We start from the raw sequence: 16,335 nt of genomic DNA on the forward strand, positions 1-16,335 counted from the left end.
AGCGATGAGCCCCGCCGATGGCGACCGTGACCCCCAGCGCATCCTGATCGTCGACGACGAGCCGGCGGTGCGCGAAGCACTCCAGCGCAGCCTCGCGTTCGAGGGGTACGACACGGAGGTCGCGGTCGACGGCGCGGACGCGCTGGAGAAGGCGACCGCGTACCAGCCCGATCTGGTGGTCCTGGACATCCAGATGCCGCGCATGGACGGTCTGACGGCCGCGCGGCGGATGCGGGGCGCGGGGACGACGACGCCGATCCTGATGCTGACGGCACGGGACACGGTGGGCGACCGGGTCACGGGGCTGGACGCCGGAGCCGACGACTACCTGGTCAAGCCCTTCGAGCTGGACGAGCTGTTCGCACGCGTGCGTGCGCTGCTGCGGCGCAGCTCGTACGCGGCTGCCGCGGCCGGGGCCGGGGCGGTGCCGGACGACGAGGCGCTGACCTTCGCCGACCTGCGGATGGACCTGGCGACGCGGGAAGTGACGCGAGCCGGGCGGCCGGTGGAACTGACGCGCACCGAGTTCACGCTGCTGGAGATGTTCATGGCGCACCCGCGTCAGGTGCTGACCCGGGAGCAGATCCTGAAGGCGGTGTGGGGCTTCGACTTCGAGCCGTCGTCGAACTCGCTGGACGTGTATGTGATGTACCTGCGCCGCAAGACCGAGGCCGGTGGCGAGCCGCGGCTCGTGCACACCGTGCGGGGCGTGGGGTACGTGTTGCGACAGGGCGGCGCGGAGTGAGGAAGGTGCTGCGCCGCTTCCAGACGCTGCCGATCCGGGCGCGGTTGTCGTTGCTGGTGGCTGCGGCGGTGGCGTTCGCGGTGGCGGCGGTTTCGGTCACTTGCTGGTTCATCGTGCAGGGGAAACTGTACGACCAGCTGGACAACGACCTGCAGCGAGGCCGGCCTGCGCAGTTTCAGCAGGTCGAGTTCGCCCTCAACAACTGCTCGAAGAGCCCGCAGGGCACGACCACCCTCTTCCGCAACAGCTACTCCCAGGTGGTCACGGAGGACGGAAAGGTCTGTGTCACCGGCGACTCCACGGGCACCGTCAAGATCGCCCAGGCCGACAAGGAAGCGATCAAGAAGGGGGAGCCCAACCGGCTCTACTTCCGCAACGGCACTGCCGAGGACGGCACCGCGGTGCGTGTGATGACCCGGTACGTGGGCTCCACTGCTACCGCCACCGGCGAGACCGGCCCCAACGTGGGGCTCGTCGTGGCCGTACCGCTCAAGGGCACCCAGGACACCCTCAACGAACTCGCCCTCATCCTCCTCCTCGTCTCCGGCATCGGTGTCCTCGGGGCCGGTGCCGCCGGTCTTGCCGTGGCCCGCGCGGGGCTCCGTCCCGTCGACAAGCTCACCGAGGCCGTCGAACACGTGGCCCGTACCGAGGACTTGAACGTCCGTATCCCCGTGGAGGACGACGCCGAGGACGAAGTCGCCCGGCTCTCCCGTTCCTTCAACTCGATGACGGCGTCCCTCGCCAACTCCCGTGAGCTCCAGCAGCAGCTCATCGCCGACGCCGGGCACGAACTCCGCACCCCCCTCACCTCGCTGCGCACCAACATCGAACTCCTCACCCGCAGCGAGGAGACCGGCCGCCCCCTCCCCGAGGCCGACCGCAAGGCGCTGCTCGCCTCGGTGAAGGCACAGATGACCGAACTGGCCGCGTTGATCGGCGACTTGCAGGAGCTGTCGCGGTCGGAGGGGCAGCGCGGTGAGCGTGTCCAGGTGGTGTCCCTGGAGGACGCGGTCGAGTCGGCGCTGCGCAGGGCCCGGCTCCGCGGACCCGAGCTGACGATCAACGCCCACCTGGAGCCCTGGTTCACCCGCGCCGAGCCCGCCGCCCTGGAGCGTGCCGTGGTCAACATCCTCGACAACGCCGTGAAGTTCAGCCCCGACGGCGGCACCATCGACGTACGCCTGGACGAGGGTGTCCTCACCGTCCGCGACCACGGCCCCGGCATCCCCGCCGACGAACTCCCCCATGTCTTCGACCGCTTCTGGCGTTCCCCGAGTGCCCGCGCCCTGCCGGGCTCCGGCCTCGGTCTCTCCATCGTGGCCCGTACCGTCGAGCAGGCCGGCGGCCAGGTGACCCTGGGCCACGCGGACGGCGGCGGCACGATCGCGACCGTACGGCTGCCCGGGGCGCCGACGCCGCCCCCGGAGACGCCCTGACCACCCGGCAACCTTTTCCCCCCACGCGGCAACCACGTTCCGTCCCGCACTCACCCCCACGGAACGGAAGCCGTACGGATGACCGACACCCGCAGCACGCCACGCCATCGCCGGCGCAAGTCCGCTCTCGCCGCCGGTGTTCCGCTCGCCCTGACGGCAGCCGGTGCGCTCGCCTACAGCCCCGTCTTCGCTGACGCCGCCGAGTCGACCGCAGCCGCCGCCACCGCCGCCGCGCCCGCCTGGGCCACCGCCGCCGCCGACGGGTTCGCCTCCGTCAACGCCCTGGGCCAGAACGGCACTTACGGCGGCCGGGACGGGCAGATCGTCACCGTGAAGACGCTCGCCGATCTGGAGAAGTACGCGACCGCCGCCGAGCCGTACGTCATCGTCGTCGCGGGCACCATCACCATGGACCCGGTCGGCAAGGAGATCAAGGTGCAGTCCGACAAGACCATCGTCGGGTCCGGGACGTCCGGGCACATCGTCGGCGGTGGGTTCTTCCTCGGGGCCGGTGTGCACAACGTGATCATCCGGAACCTGACGATCCGGGACGCCTACCAAGGTGTCTGGAACGACAAGGAGCACGACTTCGACGGCATCCAGATGGACGGGGCGCACCACGTCTGGATCGATCACAACGACCTGCGGCACATGGCCGACGGGCTCATCGACGTCCGGAAGGACAGCACTTATGTGACCGTCTCCTGGAACAAGCTCAGCCAGGACAACAAGGCCTTCGGCATCGGCTGGACGGACAACGTCGTCACCGACATCACCATCCACCACAACTGGATACGCGAGACCGAGCAGCGCAACCCCTCCACGGACAACGCCGCCCACGCGCACCTCTACAACAACTTCCTGGAGGACGTGGCCGGGACGGACATCAAGTCCTCGTACGGGAACTACTCCCGCGGCGCGACCAGGATGGTGCTGGAGAACTCCTACTTCCAGGGCATCAACAACCCCGTCATCAAGGACAGCACCGCCACCATCGTCCAGAAGGGCAACACGTTCGTCGGGACGACGGGGAGGAACGAGAGCGGCGGCACCGCCTTCGATCCGAAGAGCTACTACGGCTACACGCCCGACGCGACCGCCGACGTGCCCTCCCTTCTCAAGTCCGGTGCGGGGCCGCGGAGTTCCATAGGGACGAGGGCCGGCACCCTGGCCGCTGCCGCCACCACCCTCACCGTCGCCAAGGACGGCTCGGGGCAGTACTCGACCGTGCAGGCCGCGGTGAACGCCGTACCGGCGAACAACGCCTCCCGGGTCGTGATCGCGGTCAAGCCGGGGACGTACCGCGAGCTGGTGAAGGTGCCCGCCAACAAGCCGCACGTCACCATCCAGGGCACCGGCGGCAGCCGCAAGGACACGGTGATCGTCTACAACAACGCGTCGGGGACGCAGAAGCCGGACGGTTCGGGGACCTACGGCACCGGAGGCAGCGCCACCGTCGCCGTCGAGGCCGATGACTTCCAGGCCCGCAACCTGACCATCTCCAACGACTTCGACGAGGCCGCCCACACCGACATCGCGCAGCAGGCGGTCGCGCTGCGCACGGCCGCCGACAAGGTGTTGCTCGACGGTGTCATCGTCCTCGGCGACCAGGACACGCTGCTGGTGGACACCGCCGTCAAGGACAGGCTGGGCCGCGTCTACATGACGAACTCCTACGTCGTCGGCAACGTCGACTTCATCTTCGGGCGGGCCACCGCGGTGATCGACAAATCCGTCATCACGCTGAAGAAGCGCTACAACGGCACCTCCGCCGGTTACATCACCGCACCCAGCACCGCCGCCGACCGCAAGGGCATCCTGATCGCCAACTCCACGGTCAACGGCGACGTCTCCGCCGCGAGCTTCTACCTGGGCCGCCCCTGGCACGCCGGCGGCGACGCCACCCTCGACCCGCAGACCACGGTCCGCAACACGTCGTTGAGCGCGGCGATCAAGTCCACGCCCTGGACCGACATGAGCGGCTTCTCCTGGAAGGCCGACCGCTTCGCCGAGTACAAGAACACCGGCGCCGGATCGGGCGCCGCGAGCAGCGAACGCCCCCAGCTGACCGACGCGCAGGCCGCCGACCAGGAGGTCGCGGACTGGCTGGGGGACTGGACGCCGACCGCCTCCTGACGCCGACCGCTGTCGGTGCCCGTTGATAACGTGCCTCGTCCAGTCGTGACATGCGTGAAGGGACGGGGCACGTGCGGGACGTGACATGCCATCAGGTCGGTGACCGGCGGTTGGCGGCGGCGCTCGACGACATCCGCGGGCGGGCCTACGCGCGGTGGCACTCGCTGCGGTACAGCGACCTCTCGCCGGCGCGGATACGGGCCATGGCGGACGAACTCCTCGACCATGTCGCCGCTCGGGCGGTGGCGGAGCCGGGCCTCGACGACCAGGCCCGCACGGCCGCCGTCACCGCCGCGGAGTGTGTGCACGGAGTGCTGAGCGTGATGTGCTTCCCGAACGGGGACCAGGAGATCCGGTGCCCCCTCGTCGGGGAGCGGATCAGCACGGACCCGGACGACGACGAGTTCGGGGACGGGCCCCTCACCTTCCGGGACGTCGTCCGGGAAGCACCCACCGCGCGGACCTGGCTCGACATGTTCGAGGTGTGTGTCGTCAGCGGGCACGTGTGGGACTGGGAGCGGGTCATCGGGCTGCTGCTGCGCGGGGACTACGCGCCCGCCATCCGGGACGGCGTGCCCTACAACCAGTACACCTCCGTCTCCGACCCCGCCGACCTCGCCGCCATGGACGCCCTCTGTCCCTACCTCACCGAGGCCGAGGGGCATCTGCCCCGCGACTGGCCGACCGTCCCGCTGCGCAAGCCCGGCGCCGAGGAGCGCGCGGAGGCCGCCCGGCGGCTCGACGAGCTCGGCGACGCGCTGAGCGCGGACCAGCGGCTGCTGCGCGTCCTTCTCGACGACGACCAGGACGCCTTCGAGGCGGCCCTCGCCGACCGCCTCGTCCGCCACCGCGAGGGCGTCACCGAGGACGATCCCGCGCCCCGCACCCTCCTGCCCCTCGGCGCCCTGACCCTGGCCTGCCTCGCCGTCCAGGTGCACGGGTGGGAGCCCGGCGTCCGCTCGGGGTATCTGCCGTACGGACTGCTGGGGCATACGGACGCGCTGCGCCGGGCGGCCGAGGGGAACCGGAACGCGCTGGGCGGCTGGACCGCCGCCCGGTGACCGGCTGAACCCGGGCCCCGCGCGGGCTCGGCCACGGCCTCAGACCGCCGCCGTGACCTGCCGCCCGGGCAGCGCCAGCCGGGCGTACGTCCCGTCCCGCGCCACCAGCTCGTCGTGCGTGCCCGTCTCCACCAGCCGCCCGCCGTCCACGACGAGGATGCGGTCGGCGTCGGGCGCCAGGCTCAGATCATGCGTGATCATGATCGTCGTACGGCCCGCCATCAGGCGTCGCAACGGCCGGACGACCCGCCGCGCGGCCACCGAGTCCAGGCCGGCGGTCGGTTCGTCGAGGAGCAGCACGGGCGCGGCACGGAGCATCGCGCGGGCGATGGCGATCCGCTTGAGCTGGCCGCCGGACAGGGCGGCGGTGCGGGGGGCGATGACCGTGTCGTACGCCTCGGGGAGCCGGCCGATGAACTCGTGCGCCGCCGCGGCCCGCGCCGCGCGCTCGATCTCCTCCTGCGTCGCCCCGGGACGTCCGCACGCGATGTTCTCGCGGATCGTGCCGTGCAGGATCAGCGTCTCCTGCGGGAGCAGGGCGATGTTCTCGCGCAGGAACCCCAGCGGTACGTCCGGCAGCGGGACGCCGTCCAGGCAGAGCACGCCGGACGCGGGGTCGTAGAAGCGGAGGAGGAGTTTGGCGAGGGTGGACTTGCCGGCGCCGCTGGGGCCGGTGACGAGGACGAGTTCGCCGGGGGCGGCGGTGAAGGTGACGTCGGTGAGGGAATCCCGGTCCGCGCCCGGGTAGCGGAAGCCGGCGCCGTGCACGCTGATCCAGCCGCGCACCGGCCACTGCCGCACCGGCTCGGCGGGATCGGTGACGGCGGGTTCGGCGTCGAGGATCTCGCCCAGGCGCTGGGCGCCGGCGGTCGCGGCGGTGAGGGTGAGGCCGAGCCCGCCGAGATTGCGGACCGGCGGGTAGAGGTAGCCAAGGAACGCGGCGAAGGCGAGGAGCTGACCGAGGGTCATCCGGTCGGCGGAGATCTCCCACACGCCGAGCCCGATGACGGCGAGCACGCAGAGCGTCTCGACGACCTCGACGAACTGCTCGTACATCTCGCTGAGCCGGGCGCCCCGGACACTCGCCGCCATCCAGGCGCGGGCCTCGCGGTCGAGGCGGCGGGCCTCGTCCGTCTGCCGGTTGTAGGCCTGGGTGAGGACGACATTGCCGAGCGACTCCTCGACCACGGACGTGATGGCGCCGTCGGCGACCCGCTCGTCCTGGGAGGCCGTGCGGATGCGCCCCGCGAAGCGGCGGGCGGCGAGCAGGAACAGGGGCGCGAGGACGAAGGTGGCGAGGGCGAGGTCCCAGCGGAGCCAGAGGGCGGCGCAGGCGTAGAAGACCGCCGAGAAGGCGGCGGAGACGGTGCTGGCGACCCCCGAGACGACCATCTGCTCGATGGCCTCGACGTCACCGGTCAGCCGCTCCACGAGGTCGCCCTGGCGGTGCCGCTGGAAGAAGTGGGGCGGGAGGTCCTGCACATGCCGGAACACCTTGGCGCGCAGGCGCAGGACGAATCGCTCGGCGGTCCAGGCGGCGAGCGAGTTGCCGAGGTAGCCGACGAGCGCCCCGAGCGCGGCGACGGCGAGCCAGGCGCCGGCCGGACCCCAGAACGCGGTGAGCGAACCGGCCTTCAGCGCGGTGTCGGTCAACTCGGCGAACAGCAGGATCGAGGCGGTCTCGGCGAGCGCGGACACCACCACGCAGGCGATGATCGCCGACAGCCACTTGCGGTCGCCGCGCGTCAGCGGCCAGAAGCGGTGGAAGGCCTCGCGGACTTCCCTCATGGTCTCTCCTCCGGATATGCCCGAGGCGGGGCCACCGAGTCCCTGTCGGTGGCCCCGCCTCGTCATGCGGGTGTCAGCAGCCCTTGTTCCTGTTGCCGACCGGGCGGGCCTGCTTGCGCTGCGGAGCCTTCTTCTTCGACGCCGGCGCGGCGGGCTGGGTGTTCTTCTTGGCGATGGGGGCGATCTTGTGGAAGCTCATGGGAATTCCCTCCCTGGTTATTAGGTTCAGATGATGCGGGTCTTATTTCAGTTCTTATGGGAGATCGGCCGGCGCTGCGGCGTCGCCTTCTTCACCTGGGCCTTCTTCTTCGCTGCCGGGGCCGGGGCCGGAGCGGACTTGCGGGCCTTCTTGACGGGGGTGACCTTGTGGAAGCTCATTGCTTTCTCCTTCGTCTCGTACGTGCCGTTCATGTCGTTCGCGTCTTTCGGATCTTTCGCTTTCGACACGGAAAACATTACGGGACGTCGGACACGGAAAAAGCCAATTTCACTGAGACCTCGATGAATTGCGGCTGAGACCATTTTTCAGGCGCCGGGCGGAACCAATCCGCCGTTCACACAGGTTTTAATACGCGAAGAGGCGGCCGCGTCGGACTCGACGCGACCGCCTCTTCTGCTCTCCGGCGGGTTACTGCACGATCGTGATCCGGTTCGTCACCGGAGGCGCGATCGGACTGGCGGCCGAGGAGTTGGCCGTCAGGTACTGCTCCAGGGCCGCGAGGTCGTCGGTGCCGACGACGTCGTTGGTGCCCTGGCCGAGGGTGGTGATGCCGTCGCCGCCGCCCGCGAGGAAGCTGTTGGTCGCGACGCGGTAGGTGGCGGCCGGGTCGAGGGCGACGCCGTTGAGCTTGACGGAGTCGACGACGATCCGGTCCGCGCCCGTCTTCGTCAGGTCCAGGGTGTAGGTGAGGCCCGAGGACGGCAGGAGGATCTTCGGGGAGGCCGCGTTCACGCCGCTGACCTGCTCCTGGAGGACCTTGATCAGCTGGGCGCCGGTGAAGTCCTGGAGGTTCACGGTGTTGGAGAACGGCTGGACCGTGAAGCCCTCGGCGTAGGTGACGACCCCGTCGCCTTCCGTGCCCTTCTGCGCGTACGTCAGGCCCGCCCGCACACCGCCCGGGTTCATCAGCGCCAGGTCGGTCTCCGGGTCGAGCTGCTTGCCGTACGCCAGCTGCGCGTCCGCGATCAGGTCGCCCATCGGGGACTCGGTGCCGGTGCTGGGGATGTCGGCGGAGATGTAGCCGATCGCGCGGTTGCCGACCGGCGCCGCCAGGGTGTTCCACCGGCTGATCAGCTCGGTCATGTCCGGCGCCTTGGCGACGGTCCGGGTGACCACACGGTTCGCCGACTTCACCGACGTACGCGCGATGTCACCCGTCCAACGGTCGTACGTCAGCGTCGTGTCCGTGTAGAGGCGGCCGAAGGAGGCGGCCGAGGTGACCGTGCGCGGGTTGCCCGCCGGGTCGTTGACGGTGCAGGCGTAGGCGGCGTGGGTGTGGCCCGTCACCAGCGCGTCGACCTGCGGGGTGATGTTCTTGGCGATGTCCACGATCGGGCCGGAGATGCCGTCGCCCGCGCCCGGGGAGTCGCAGTCGTAGTTGTACGCCCCGGAGGCCGGCGCCCCGCCCTCGTGGATGAGGGCCACGATCGACTTCACGCCCTGTGCCTGGAGCACCCGCGCGTACTTGTTGATCGTCTCGACCTCGTCCTTGAACTTCAGGCCCTTCACGCCGTCGGCGGAGACGACACCGGGGGTGTCCTCCAGCGTCACGCCGATGAAGCCGACCTTGACGCCGTCCTTCTTCCACACCCAGTACGGCTTGAGGATCGGCTTGCCGGTCTTCTCGTCCAGCACGTTGGCGGCCAGGTACGGGAAGTCCGCGCCCGCGAACTCCTCGTCCGTGTAGCAGCCGGCCGTCGGGTGGCAGCCGCCGTTCTGGAGACGGCGGAGCTCGGCGGCGCCCTCGTCGAACTCGTGGTTGCCGACCGAGGTGACGTCCAGGTCCAGCTTGTTGAGGGCCTCGATGGTGGGCTCGTCGTGGAAGAGGCCCGAGATCAGCGGCGAGGCGCCGACCATGTCACCGCCGGCCGCGGTGATGGAGTACTTGTTGCCCGCGCGCGCCTCGCGCAGATGCGTGGCGAGGTACTCGACACCACCGGCGTCGATCGTCTTGGTGGTGCCGTCCGCCTGGAGCTCGGTGACCCGGCCGGAGGAGCTGGACGGCGGTTCCAGGTTGCCGTGCAGGTCGTTGAAGGACAGCAGCTGCACGTCCTGGTAACGGCTGTACGATGCACCCTTTTTGCCCGATTCGACCGGCGCGGCCGACGAGGGCAGCGCGGCGGCGAGGGCACCGGCGGTGGCGAGACCGGCGGCTGCGGCGAGCAGTCGTACGGTCCGTCTGCGGCGGTGCGGCGGCTGGGACATGGCTGGCATACGCCCCCCTGTAAGTCGTCCGGAATCAGATCTGAGCAAGTGGGTTCCGTCCGGCGCAGCCTAGAGTCAACGCGCGTAGCACGACAGGGGGTTCTTGGTTACATCCTGGTTTCCCTTTGCCCTTTCCTTTGCTGACGCTTTGCGGGTTCTGCGGTGCCGCCACTTTGCGGGCTCCCCGCCGTACCCTCGTACGCATGACCAGCGACGACACCGTGCGGCCCGGCAGCACTCGCTCCATCCAGACCTACTCGGCACTCTCCCCGGACCAGACGGACGCCGTCCTCGCGCTCCTCGCGGCGGCCGCCCGCACCGACGGCCAGCAAGCCGTCTCGGAACAGGGCCGGCTGCAACTGCGCGGCGGCGCCCGCGAGGGCGTGGCCCATCTGCTGCTGACCGTGGACGACGAACTCGTCGGCTACGCCCAGCTGGAGGACACCGACCCCGTGGAGGCCCCGGCCGCCGAACTCGTCGTCCACCCCGAGCACCGCGGTCGCGGCCACGGCCGGGCGCTCGGCTCGGCCCTCCTCGCCGCCTCCGGCAAGCGGCTGCGGGTGTGGGCCCACGGCGGTCACGCCGCCGCGCGCCATCTCGCCCAGGTGCTCGGCCTGACCCTGTTCCGTGAGCTGCGGCAGATGCGGCGGTCGTTGACCGACCTCGACCTGCCCGAGCCGGTGCTCCCCGAGGGGGTGACGGTACGGTCCTTCGTCCCCGGCACCGACGACGCCGCCTGGCTCGCGGTGAACGCCGCCGCGTTCGCCCACCACCCCGAGCAGGGTTCCCTCGTCCAGCGCGACCTCGACGACCGGATGGCCGAGCCCTGGTTCGACCCCGCCGGCTTCTTCCTCGCCTTCCGCGGCGAGGAACTCGTCGGCTTCCACTGGACCAAGGTCCACGCGGCGGAGCAGCTGGGCGAGGTGTATGTGCTGGGGGTGAAGCCGGGTGTGCAGGGGGGCGGCCTCGGCAAGTCCCTCACGACCATCGGGCTGCGGCATCTGGCGAAGCAGGGGCTGCCGACCGCGATGCTCTATGTCGACGCGGACAACAAGGCGGCGGTGTCGGTGTACGAGCGGCTGGGGTTCGTGACGCACGAGACGGATCTGATGTACCGCACCGAGACGTGAAGGGGACGCCGGCGGGCTTGAGCCGAGGCCACGCCTGCCGCGGAGGCTGCGGCGCCCGGCGCCGGCGTCTCCCTCCCGGGGACGGCCGCCGCCGGACCCGCCGCCGGAACCCGCCGTCGGCGCCCCCTCCCAAAGGCTGCCGCCCCCGAACCCCCGCCGTCGGCGCCCCCTCCCAAAGGCTGCCGCCCCCGACCCCCGGCCGTCGGCCCTGAACGGGCCTCGTCCTCAAGCGCCGGACAGGCGGAGTGGCGCCCTTCGTCTCAGGGGCTCGGGCCCGCACACTCCCCACACCACCAACGCGCCGACCACCACCATCACCCACCGGTCATGCGCCGCCGCCCACCTCTCGTCGCCCGTCCCCACGAACAGTGCCCACCGCCTCGGCCACAGCAGGAGCCCGAGCACGGCCGAGGTCAGCACCGCGCCGGCCACCGCCCGCCCCGGCTCCGCCGCCTGGGTGAAGCGGATCGCCGCCGTCGCTGCCGCGAGCGTCCAGACGAAGGCCGCGCCCGCCTCCAGGGTCACGTCACCCACCGGGGGACGTAGCTCGTCCGGCACGAGCAGCACCGCCGCCGTCCAGCACAGCGCGGTGACGGGCGCGACCAGCGCGACCCGGAGGGCCTGGCGGGCAAGTCGGCGGGGCGGCACCGGAGTCGTGGTGTGCCGGGCGGGGTCGTCCAGCAGGAACGCCAGGCCCAGGGCGAAGGCCAGGGCTGCGGCCCGCAGCAGGTTGAGCGCCAGCAGGCCGTCGGTCTCGTGCAGCAGCCGTGCCGTGGAGGCGATCAGCAGGCCCACGCCTCCGGCGGCCGCGAGGGCCCGCCAGGGCAGGGTGCGCAGGACGGGCACCGCCAACGCACGGGTCAGTCGCACTTGTCCGCCCCCACCTTCCCCGTCACGCCCAGCAGCTCAGCCGCCCGGGCCGTCGTCACCTTCGGGGACGTCAGCTCCGCCCAGTTCGCCTTCACCTTCGCCGCCACCGCGTCCCGCGGCTGTTCCAGCAGCTTGCGCACGACGGTCGTCTGGCCCGCCGTCATCGTCAGGGGATTCGTCTGGGACAGGACGATCGCCGAACCGCTCAGGCTGTCGTCGAGGCGGACGTGCTTGAAGGAGTCGATCGGGTCGGACTGCCCGGCCAGGGCGAGCCACATGATGGTGACCATGCGGCCGTCGCACAGCTCGCCCATCGTCTTCTCGTCGCCGGTGACCAGCACCCCGGCGACGGCGGCCGAGAACTCGGGGATCCGGTTGCCGCCCCAGGCGGTGCTCACCGTCACCTGGTGCGGGGTCGTGGCAGGGTCGAGGGCGGCGTCGCCGTCGAGGCCGTAGCGCGCGTCGATCCGCTGGCGTACGAGAAGCGCCTGGTCGTGGGCCGCGCCGCCGGCGAGGGACTGGACCTCGGCCACGGTCCGCGCCCAGTCCGCGGTCCGGCCCCGCCACTCGGGGAAGGCGCAGTACCGCGAGCCGTCCCGCTCCACGCACGTCTGCACCTGCTCGGGGTGGAGGGTGGCCCGCTCCCGGGCGGCCGTCACGTCCGCGGAGACGCCCTGGCCCTGGGCGACCGCGCCGAGGACCGTCAGCGCCAGCGCCCCGACGCACCCCGCGTACACGGACCGCGCGCGGTGGCCGCCGCCGGCCAGCATCGCGAGCAGCGCCACGGTCAGGCCGAGTGCGGCGAGATAGAGCGCGTGCCAGCCGGCGGGCCGGCCGATCAGGTCGGAGGGGAGGGTGTCGGCGCTGGCGGTGCCTATCACCGGGGTCAGCCAGCGGGTCCAGCCCTCGTCGATCCCGGCGCCGGTGCTGAGCAGGAAGAGGAACAGGATGAAGACCACGACCAGCGGTGCCGTGAAGGCCGTCCGCACCAGGCGGGCGAGCAGTACCCCGGCCGCCCCGAACGCGAGCACCGTCAGCGGTCCCACCAGCAGCTCGCCCGGTGAACCGTGGCCGAGCGCGCCGGGCTTGAGGGCCTGCCAGCCGAACTGCCCGGCCACGCACACCGCGGTGAGCAGGACGGCCGGGACCACGGACAGCAGATGCGCGGCGGTGCGGCGGGCCTGGGTCATGACCAGCACCGTGAAGTGCCGTTCCGTGTCCCGGCGGCGGGATCTCAGCACCGCCTGGTTCACGGCCAGCAGGACCGCGAGGCCGACGAAGAGCGGGCCGCCCTGGGTGGCGCGGTCGGCGTCCTGGAGGGCGGGGTAGCCGTCCGCGTAGTCCAGGCCGCGCCACACGATCCAGGCCGCGTAGACGAGGAAGCCGAGGATTACCGGGACGGTCGTCAGCAGGCGGCGCGCCTCGAAGCGCGCCAGGGCGAGCACGGCCGCCGAGGAGGTGCGCGACTGCGTCTGCGGGGCGGCCGGGGCCGCTTCCAGTACCGCGCTCATGCCGCCACCTCCACGCCCGCGTCGTCCAGGGTGAGGAGGTAGCCGTCCTCCAGGGTGGGGTCGGCGAGGTCGGCGCCGGCGGGCGGATCGCCCACGTTGCGGAAGGAGCCGGTGCCGGTGCGCCAGCCGGCCTTCGCGCCCGGGTCGCGTTCCGCGCTGTTCCACACGCGTCCGGCGGCCACCGCGGTCAGCTCGGCCGGGGTGCCGTCGAAGCGGATGCGACCGCCGGCCATCACCACGACCCGGTGGCAGAGCATCGCCACGTCCTCCGTCTGGTGGGTGGACAGCAGGACCGTCCGGCCCTCGCCCGCCCGTGCGATCAACTCCCGGAACCTCATGCGCTGTTCGGGGTCCAGGCCGACCGTCGGCTCGTCCAGGACCAGGAAGCCCGGGTCGCCGACGAGGGACGCCGCCAGTGCCACCCGCTGCCGCATGCCGCCCGACAGCTTCTTGATGCGCTTGCCGCGGACGTCGGCCAGGTCGACCTCGTCCAGCACCCGCCGCACCTCGCGATGGCGGGCGTCGCGGTCGGTGAGCTCCTTGAGGATCGCCACGTAGTCGACGAACTCGAAGGCCGTGAAGTCCGGGTGGAAGCCGGGGGCCTGGGGCAGATAGCCGAGCCGCCGCCGCACCTCCTGCCGGCCGCGCGCGGTGGCCGGGTCCTGACCGAGGACGGTGAAGGCGCCGCGGTCGGCCGGGACGGCCGTCGCCAGCACCCGCAACAGGGTCGTCTTCCCCGCCCCGTTGGGACCGATCAGCCCGGTGACGCCCCGGGTCAGCCGCAGCGACACGTCGTCGAGGGCGCGGGTGCCGCCGTAATGGAGGCTCAGCCCCTCGGCGGAGACAGTGGGTGTCATACGGAACTCCTGTGGAAAACGTCGAAACGGTCACGTACGAGGAAGAGAAGGCCGACCGCGAGGGCGGCGACCGCCGCGGCGGCACCCTGGCCGACCGCGGTGAACGGCACGAGCGGGCCGTCACCGGCCCGTTCGGCGGCGACGAGCAGCACGACCCACGCACCGCCGACCAGGGACGGCGCGAGCACCGGCCCCAGGCGCGGGGTGAGCGCGAGCCCGGTCGCGGTCAGGGCGAGCGCGGGCAGCAGCCAGGCCAGGGCGCGCAGGCCGTAGGCCGGGAGGGCGAGGGTCGCCAGGCCGTTGAGCCCCAGGACCGCGGCGAGCACCGCGACCGTGCGGATCATCAGCAGCCGGAAGCCGTGCACCGGGCTGACGACCGCCATCTCATAGGTCGGGTCCAGCGCGGGGCCGTACGACAGCGCCACCCCGGCGAGCGGGAGCAGCGGGGCGAGGGCGAGGAACAGGGCCGGCGAGTCGGCCGTGTAGACCACGCCCACCGTCGTCACCAGCAGGAACACCACCGCCGCCAGCCATGAGCGGCGCAGCACGGGCGTCGCCGTGAGCAGCCGCGCGACATGGTCGGCGACCCCGAGCCGCACGAGCAGCGCCTCGAACACGCCCCGTCGGGGGACGTCGAGTTCGGCGTCGAGCCGCTCCCAGCCGACGTCGAGCGCGGCCGGGTCGCTCACCGAGGCGAGCGTCGCCCGGCAATGCCCGCACGACATCAGGTGGGTGTCGGCGGACCAGAGCAGCGGGGCCGCCAGCTCGCCCCGGGCGTAGGCCCGTAGGTCCTGTTCGTCCACGTGCCATGTCATGCCAGCGCCTCCCGCAGTTGCTTGCGGGCCCGCATCGCCCGCGTCTTGACCGTCCCCGGCGGAATCCCCAGGACGACGGCGGCCTCGCGGGTGCTCAGCCCGTCGATGACCGTCGCCTGGAGGACCGCGCGGAGTTCGGGCGAGAGCCGGACCAGGGCGCCCGCGAGGTCCCCGTGCTCCACCCCCGCGAGCACGCGCTCCTCCGCGGACGCCTCGTCCCGGTGCCGCAGCCTGGCCAGTGCCTGCCGCAGCCGGCCCCGCGCCCCGTCACCGCGCAGCGCGTCGACCAGGCGTCTCGACCCGATCCGCCAGAGCCAGCCCGCCACGTCCCCGTCCTCCCGATAGCGGGCCTTGCCCCGCCAGATCGCGAGGAACGTCTCCTGGACGACGTCGTCGACTATCGCGGCGTCGGCGCACCGGCCCCGCAGTCGCGCGGTCAGCCAGGGCGCGAACCGCCGGTACAGCTCCTCGAAGGCGCGCCGGTCCCCGTCCGCTGCGGCCCGCAGCAGATCGCCGTCGCTTCTCGTCTCGCTCACATCTCCTCATCGCACGAGCCCCGCCGATCGGTTCACGCAACCACGATCGATTTTTCGCGGGGCTCCGCGACCGACTTTCCCGCAGGTCTCCGCGGTCGGCCTGCCCGCAGCGTTCCGCGGCCGGCCTGCCCGCAGCGTTCCGCGGTCGGCCTGCCCGCAGGGCTCCGCTTGACTTTCCCACTCCCCTTCCACCACCCTTTCACTACTCAATTAGTGAAAGGGTGGTTCACGGGTGCTCGAGTACCGCATCGACCGGCACTCCGGGGTCGCCACGTACGTCCAGATCGTCCAGCAGACCAAGCAGGCCCTCCGACTGGGCCACCTGGAGCCGGGCGACAAGCTCCCCACGGCTCGCGAGGTAGTGGAGGCCACCGCCATCAACCCCAACACCGTCCTCAAGGCCTACCGCGAACTGGAGCGCGAGGGACTGGTCGAGGCCCGCCGCGGGCTCGGCACCTTCGTGCGCCGCGGCCTCGGCGCCGCCCCGGCCCACTCGCCCCTCAACGCCGAGCTGGACGGCTGGACGGCCAAGGCCCGCGAGGCCGGTCTCGACCGGGACGACGTGGCCGCCCTCTTCACCGCCGTACTCGACAAACACTTCGCGCCGCAGCCCGCCGCGCCGCACATCGCGCCGCAGCCCGCCGCGCCGCACATCGCGCCGGAGCCCTCCGCGCCACCCGTCACGACGCAGTCCTCCGCGCCACCCGTCTCGACACAGCCCGCCGGGCAACCCACCTCGCCGGAGCCCTCCGGACAACCCACCTCGACCGAGCACAGCCAGGGAGACCGTTCATGACCGACACCGCCCTTGAGGCAGCCGCGCTGGGCAAGCGTTTCGGCAGGCTGCGGCGGAGCGCCGGCTGGGCCCTGCGCGACTGCTCCTTCGCGCTCCCCGCCGGGCGGGTGTGCGCGATGGTCGGCCCCAACGGTGCCGGCAACCCCACTCATGACCTGTGTGCCTGATTCTCCCACAGAGGCGCAACCCTGCGTAGCGAGGCGCACGCGGGGGGCAAACGCCCAGG

Annotated in this window: 15 protein-coding genes and 1 pseudogene; 7 read left to right on the forward strand and 9 right to left on the reverse strand. The window is 71.7% G+C overall.

All coding sequences use genetic code 11. The features are described from left to right. The first annotated feature begins 4 nt into the window (after positions 1 to 4). The 4 genes from DI272_RS21465 to DI272_RS21480 all read left to right on the forward strand — a co-directional run bounded on the left by DI272_RS21465 (position 5) and on the right by DI272_RS21480 (position 5,381). Positions 5 to 745: a response regulator transcription factor gene (locus tag DI272_RS21465; protein WP_109496929.1), complete on the forward strand. Its 741-nt coding sequence runs from the start codon at positions 5 to 7 to the stop codon at positions 743 to 745. Continuing rightward, entirely contained in the window at positions 742 to 2,184 is a 1,443-nt protein-coding gene (locus DI272_RS21470) for a cell wall metabolism sensor histidine kinase WalK (RefSeq protein WP_109496930.1), read from the forward strand. The genes DI272_RS21465 and DI272_RS21470 overlap by 4 nt, the downstream gene beginning before the upstream one ends. Before the next feature lie 78 nt (positions 2,185 to 2,262). Then, entirely contained in the window at positions 2,263 to 4,320 is a 2,058-nt protein-coding gene (locus DI272_RS21475; protein ID WP_109496931.1) for a pectinesterase family protein, read from the forward strand. A 71-nt stretch (positions 4,321 to 4,391) separates the two neighbouring features. Beyond that, on the forward strand, positions 4,392 to 5,381 hold the full coding sequence (locus tag DI272_RS21480) for an immunity 49 family protein (RefSeq protein WP_109496932.1): 990 nt from the start codon (positions 4,392 to 4,394) through the stop codon (positions 5,379 to 5,381). Between the two features lie 39 nt (positions 5,382 to 5,420). Here the strand turns inward: DI272_RS21480 and DI272_RS21485 are convergent, their stop codons facing one another. The 4 genes from DI272_RS21485 to DI272_RS21490 all read right to left on the reverse strand — a co-directional run bounded on the left by DI272_RS21485 (position 5,421) and on the right by DI272_RS21490 (position 9,603). Further along, a complete protein-coding gene (locus DI272_RS21485) occupies positions 5,421 to 7,169 on the reverse strand; it encodes an ABC transporter ATP-binding protein (RefSeq protein WP_109496933.1) in 1,749 nt (582 codons plus the stop codon). A gap of 73 nt (positions 7,170 to 7,242) precedes the next feature. Then, positions 7,243 to 7,368: a hypothetical protein gene (locus tag DI272_RS45425; RefSeq protein WP_258314621.1), complete on the reverse strand. Its 126-nt coding sequence runs from the start codon at positions 7,366 to 7,368 to the stop codon at positions 7,243 to 7,245. 47 nt (positions 7,369 to 7,415) lie between these two features. Then, positions 7,416 to 7,547, reverse strand: coding sequence for a hypothetical protein (locus DI272_RS45430; RefSeq protein WP_258314622.1), 132 nt, complete (start codon positions 7,545 to 7,547; stop codon positions 7,416 to 7,418). A 250-nt stretch (positions 7,548 to 7,797) separates the two neighbouring features. Continuing rightward, positions 7,798 to 9,603 (reverse strand): bifunctional UDP-sugar hydrolase/5'-nucleotidase, encoded by a 1,806-nt coding sequence (locus DI272_RS21490; protein WP_109496934.1) that lies wholly within the window; start codon positions 9,601 to 9,603, stop codon positions 7,798 to 7,800. 194 nt (positions 9,604 to 9,797) lie between these two features. On the opposite strand from DI272_RS21490, the gene mshD reads away from it, so the two are divergent. Next, positions 9,798 to 10,724, forward strand: a complete 927-nt coding sequence (gene mshD, locus DI272_RS21495) for a mycothiol synthase (RefSeq protein WP_109496935.1) — start codon at positions 9,798 to 9,800, stop codon at positions 10,722 to 10,724. Between the two features lie 225 nt (positions 10,725 to 10,949). On the opposite strand, the gene DI272_RS21500 is transcribed toward mshD, so the two are convergent. Genes DI272_RS21500 through DI272_RS21520 form a run of 5 tightly spaced genes read right to left on the reverse strand, consistent with a single transcriptional unit; the run spans position 10,950 to position 15,313 of the window. Then, positions 10,950 to 11,594, reverse strand: a complete 645-nt coding sequence (locus DI272_RS21500; RefSeq protein WP_258314623.1) for an ABC transporter — start codon at positions 11,592 to 11,594, stop codon at positions 10,950 to 10,952. Beyond that, entirely contained in the window at positions 11,585 to 13,105 is a 1,521-nt protein-coding gene (locus tag DI272_RS21505) for an ABC transporter permease (RefSeq protein WP_109496936.1), read from the reverse strand. Before DI272_RS21505 ends, DI272_RS21500 begins: the two co-directional genes overlap by 10 nt. Beyond that, positions 13,102 to 13,962 (reverse strand): ABC transporter ATP-binding protein, encoded by an 861-nt coding sequence (locus DI272_RS21510; RefSeq protein WP_109496937.1) that lies wholly within the window; start codon positions 13,960 to 13,962, stop codon positions 13,102 to 13,104. Before DI272_RS21510 ends, DI272_RS21505 begins: the two co-directional genes overlap by 4 nt. After that, on the reverse strand, positions 13,959 to 14,777 hold the full coding sequence (locus DI272_RS21515) for a hypothetical protein (protein ID WP_109496938.1): 819 nt from the start codon (positions 14,775 to 14,777) through the stop codon (positions 13,959 to 13,961). The genes DI272_RS21510 and DI272_RS21515 overlap by 4 nt, the downstream gene beginning before the upstream one ends. After that, positions 14,774 to 15,313, reverse strand: coding sequence for an RNA polymerase sigma factor (locus DI272_RS21520; RefSeq protein ID WP_109496939.1), 540 nt, complete (start codon positions 15,311 to 15,313; stop codon positions 14,774 to 14,776). The genes DI272_RS21515 and DI272_RS21520 overlap by 4 nt, the downstream gene beginning before the upstream one ends. A gap of 232 nt (positions 15,314 to 15,545) precedes the next feature. Here DI272_RS21520 and DI272_RS21525 point away from each other — a divergent pair, with 232 nt between their 5' ends. Next, entirely contained in the window at positions 15,546 to 16,109 is a 564-nt protein-coding gene (locus DI272_RS21525) for a GntR family transcriptional regulator (RefSeq protein ID WP_109496940.1), read from the forward strand. Then, a pseudogene (locus DI272_RS21530) lies at positions 16,106 to 16,258 on the forward strand (ABC transporter ATP-binding protein); the annotation flags it as partial. The gene DI272_RS21525 and the pseudogene DI272_RS21530, both read left to right, overlap by 4 nt. Positions 16,259 to 16,335: the final 77 nt, after the last annotated feature.

Origin of the sequence: Streptomyces sp. Act143, from assembly GCF_003143935.1 — a bacterium.
Classification (GTDB): domain Bacteria; phylum Actinomycetota; class Actinomycetes; order Streptomycetales; family Streptomycetaceae; genus Streptomyces.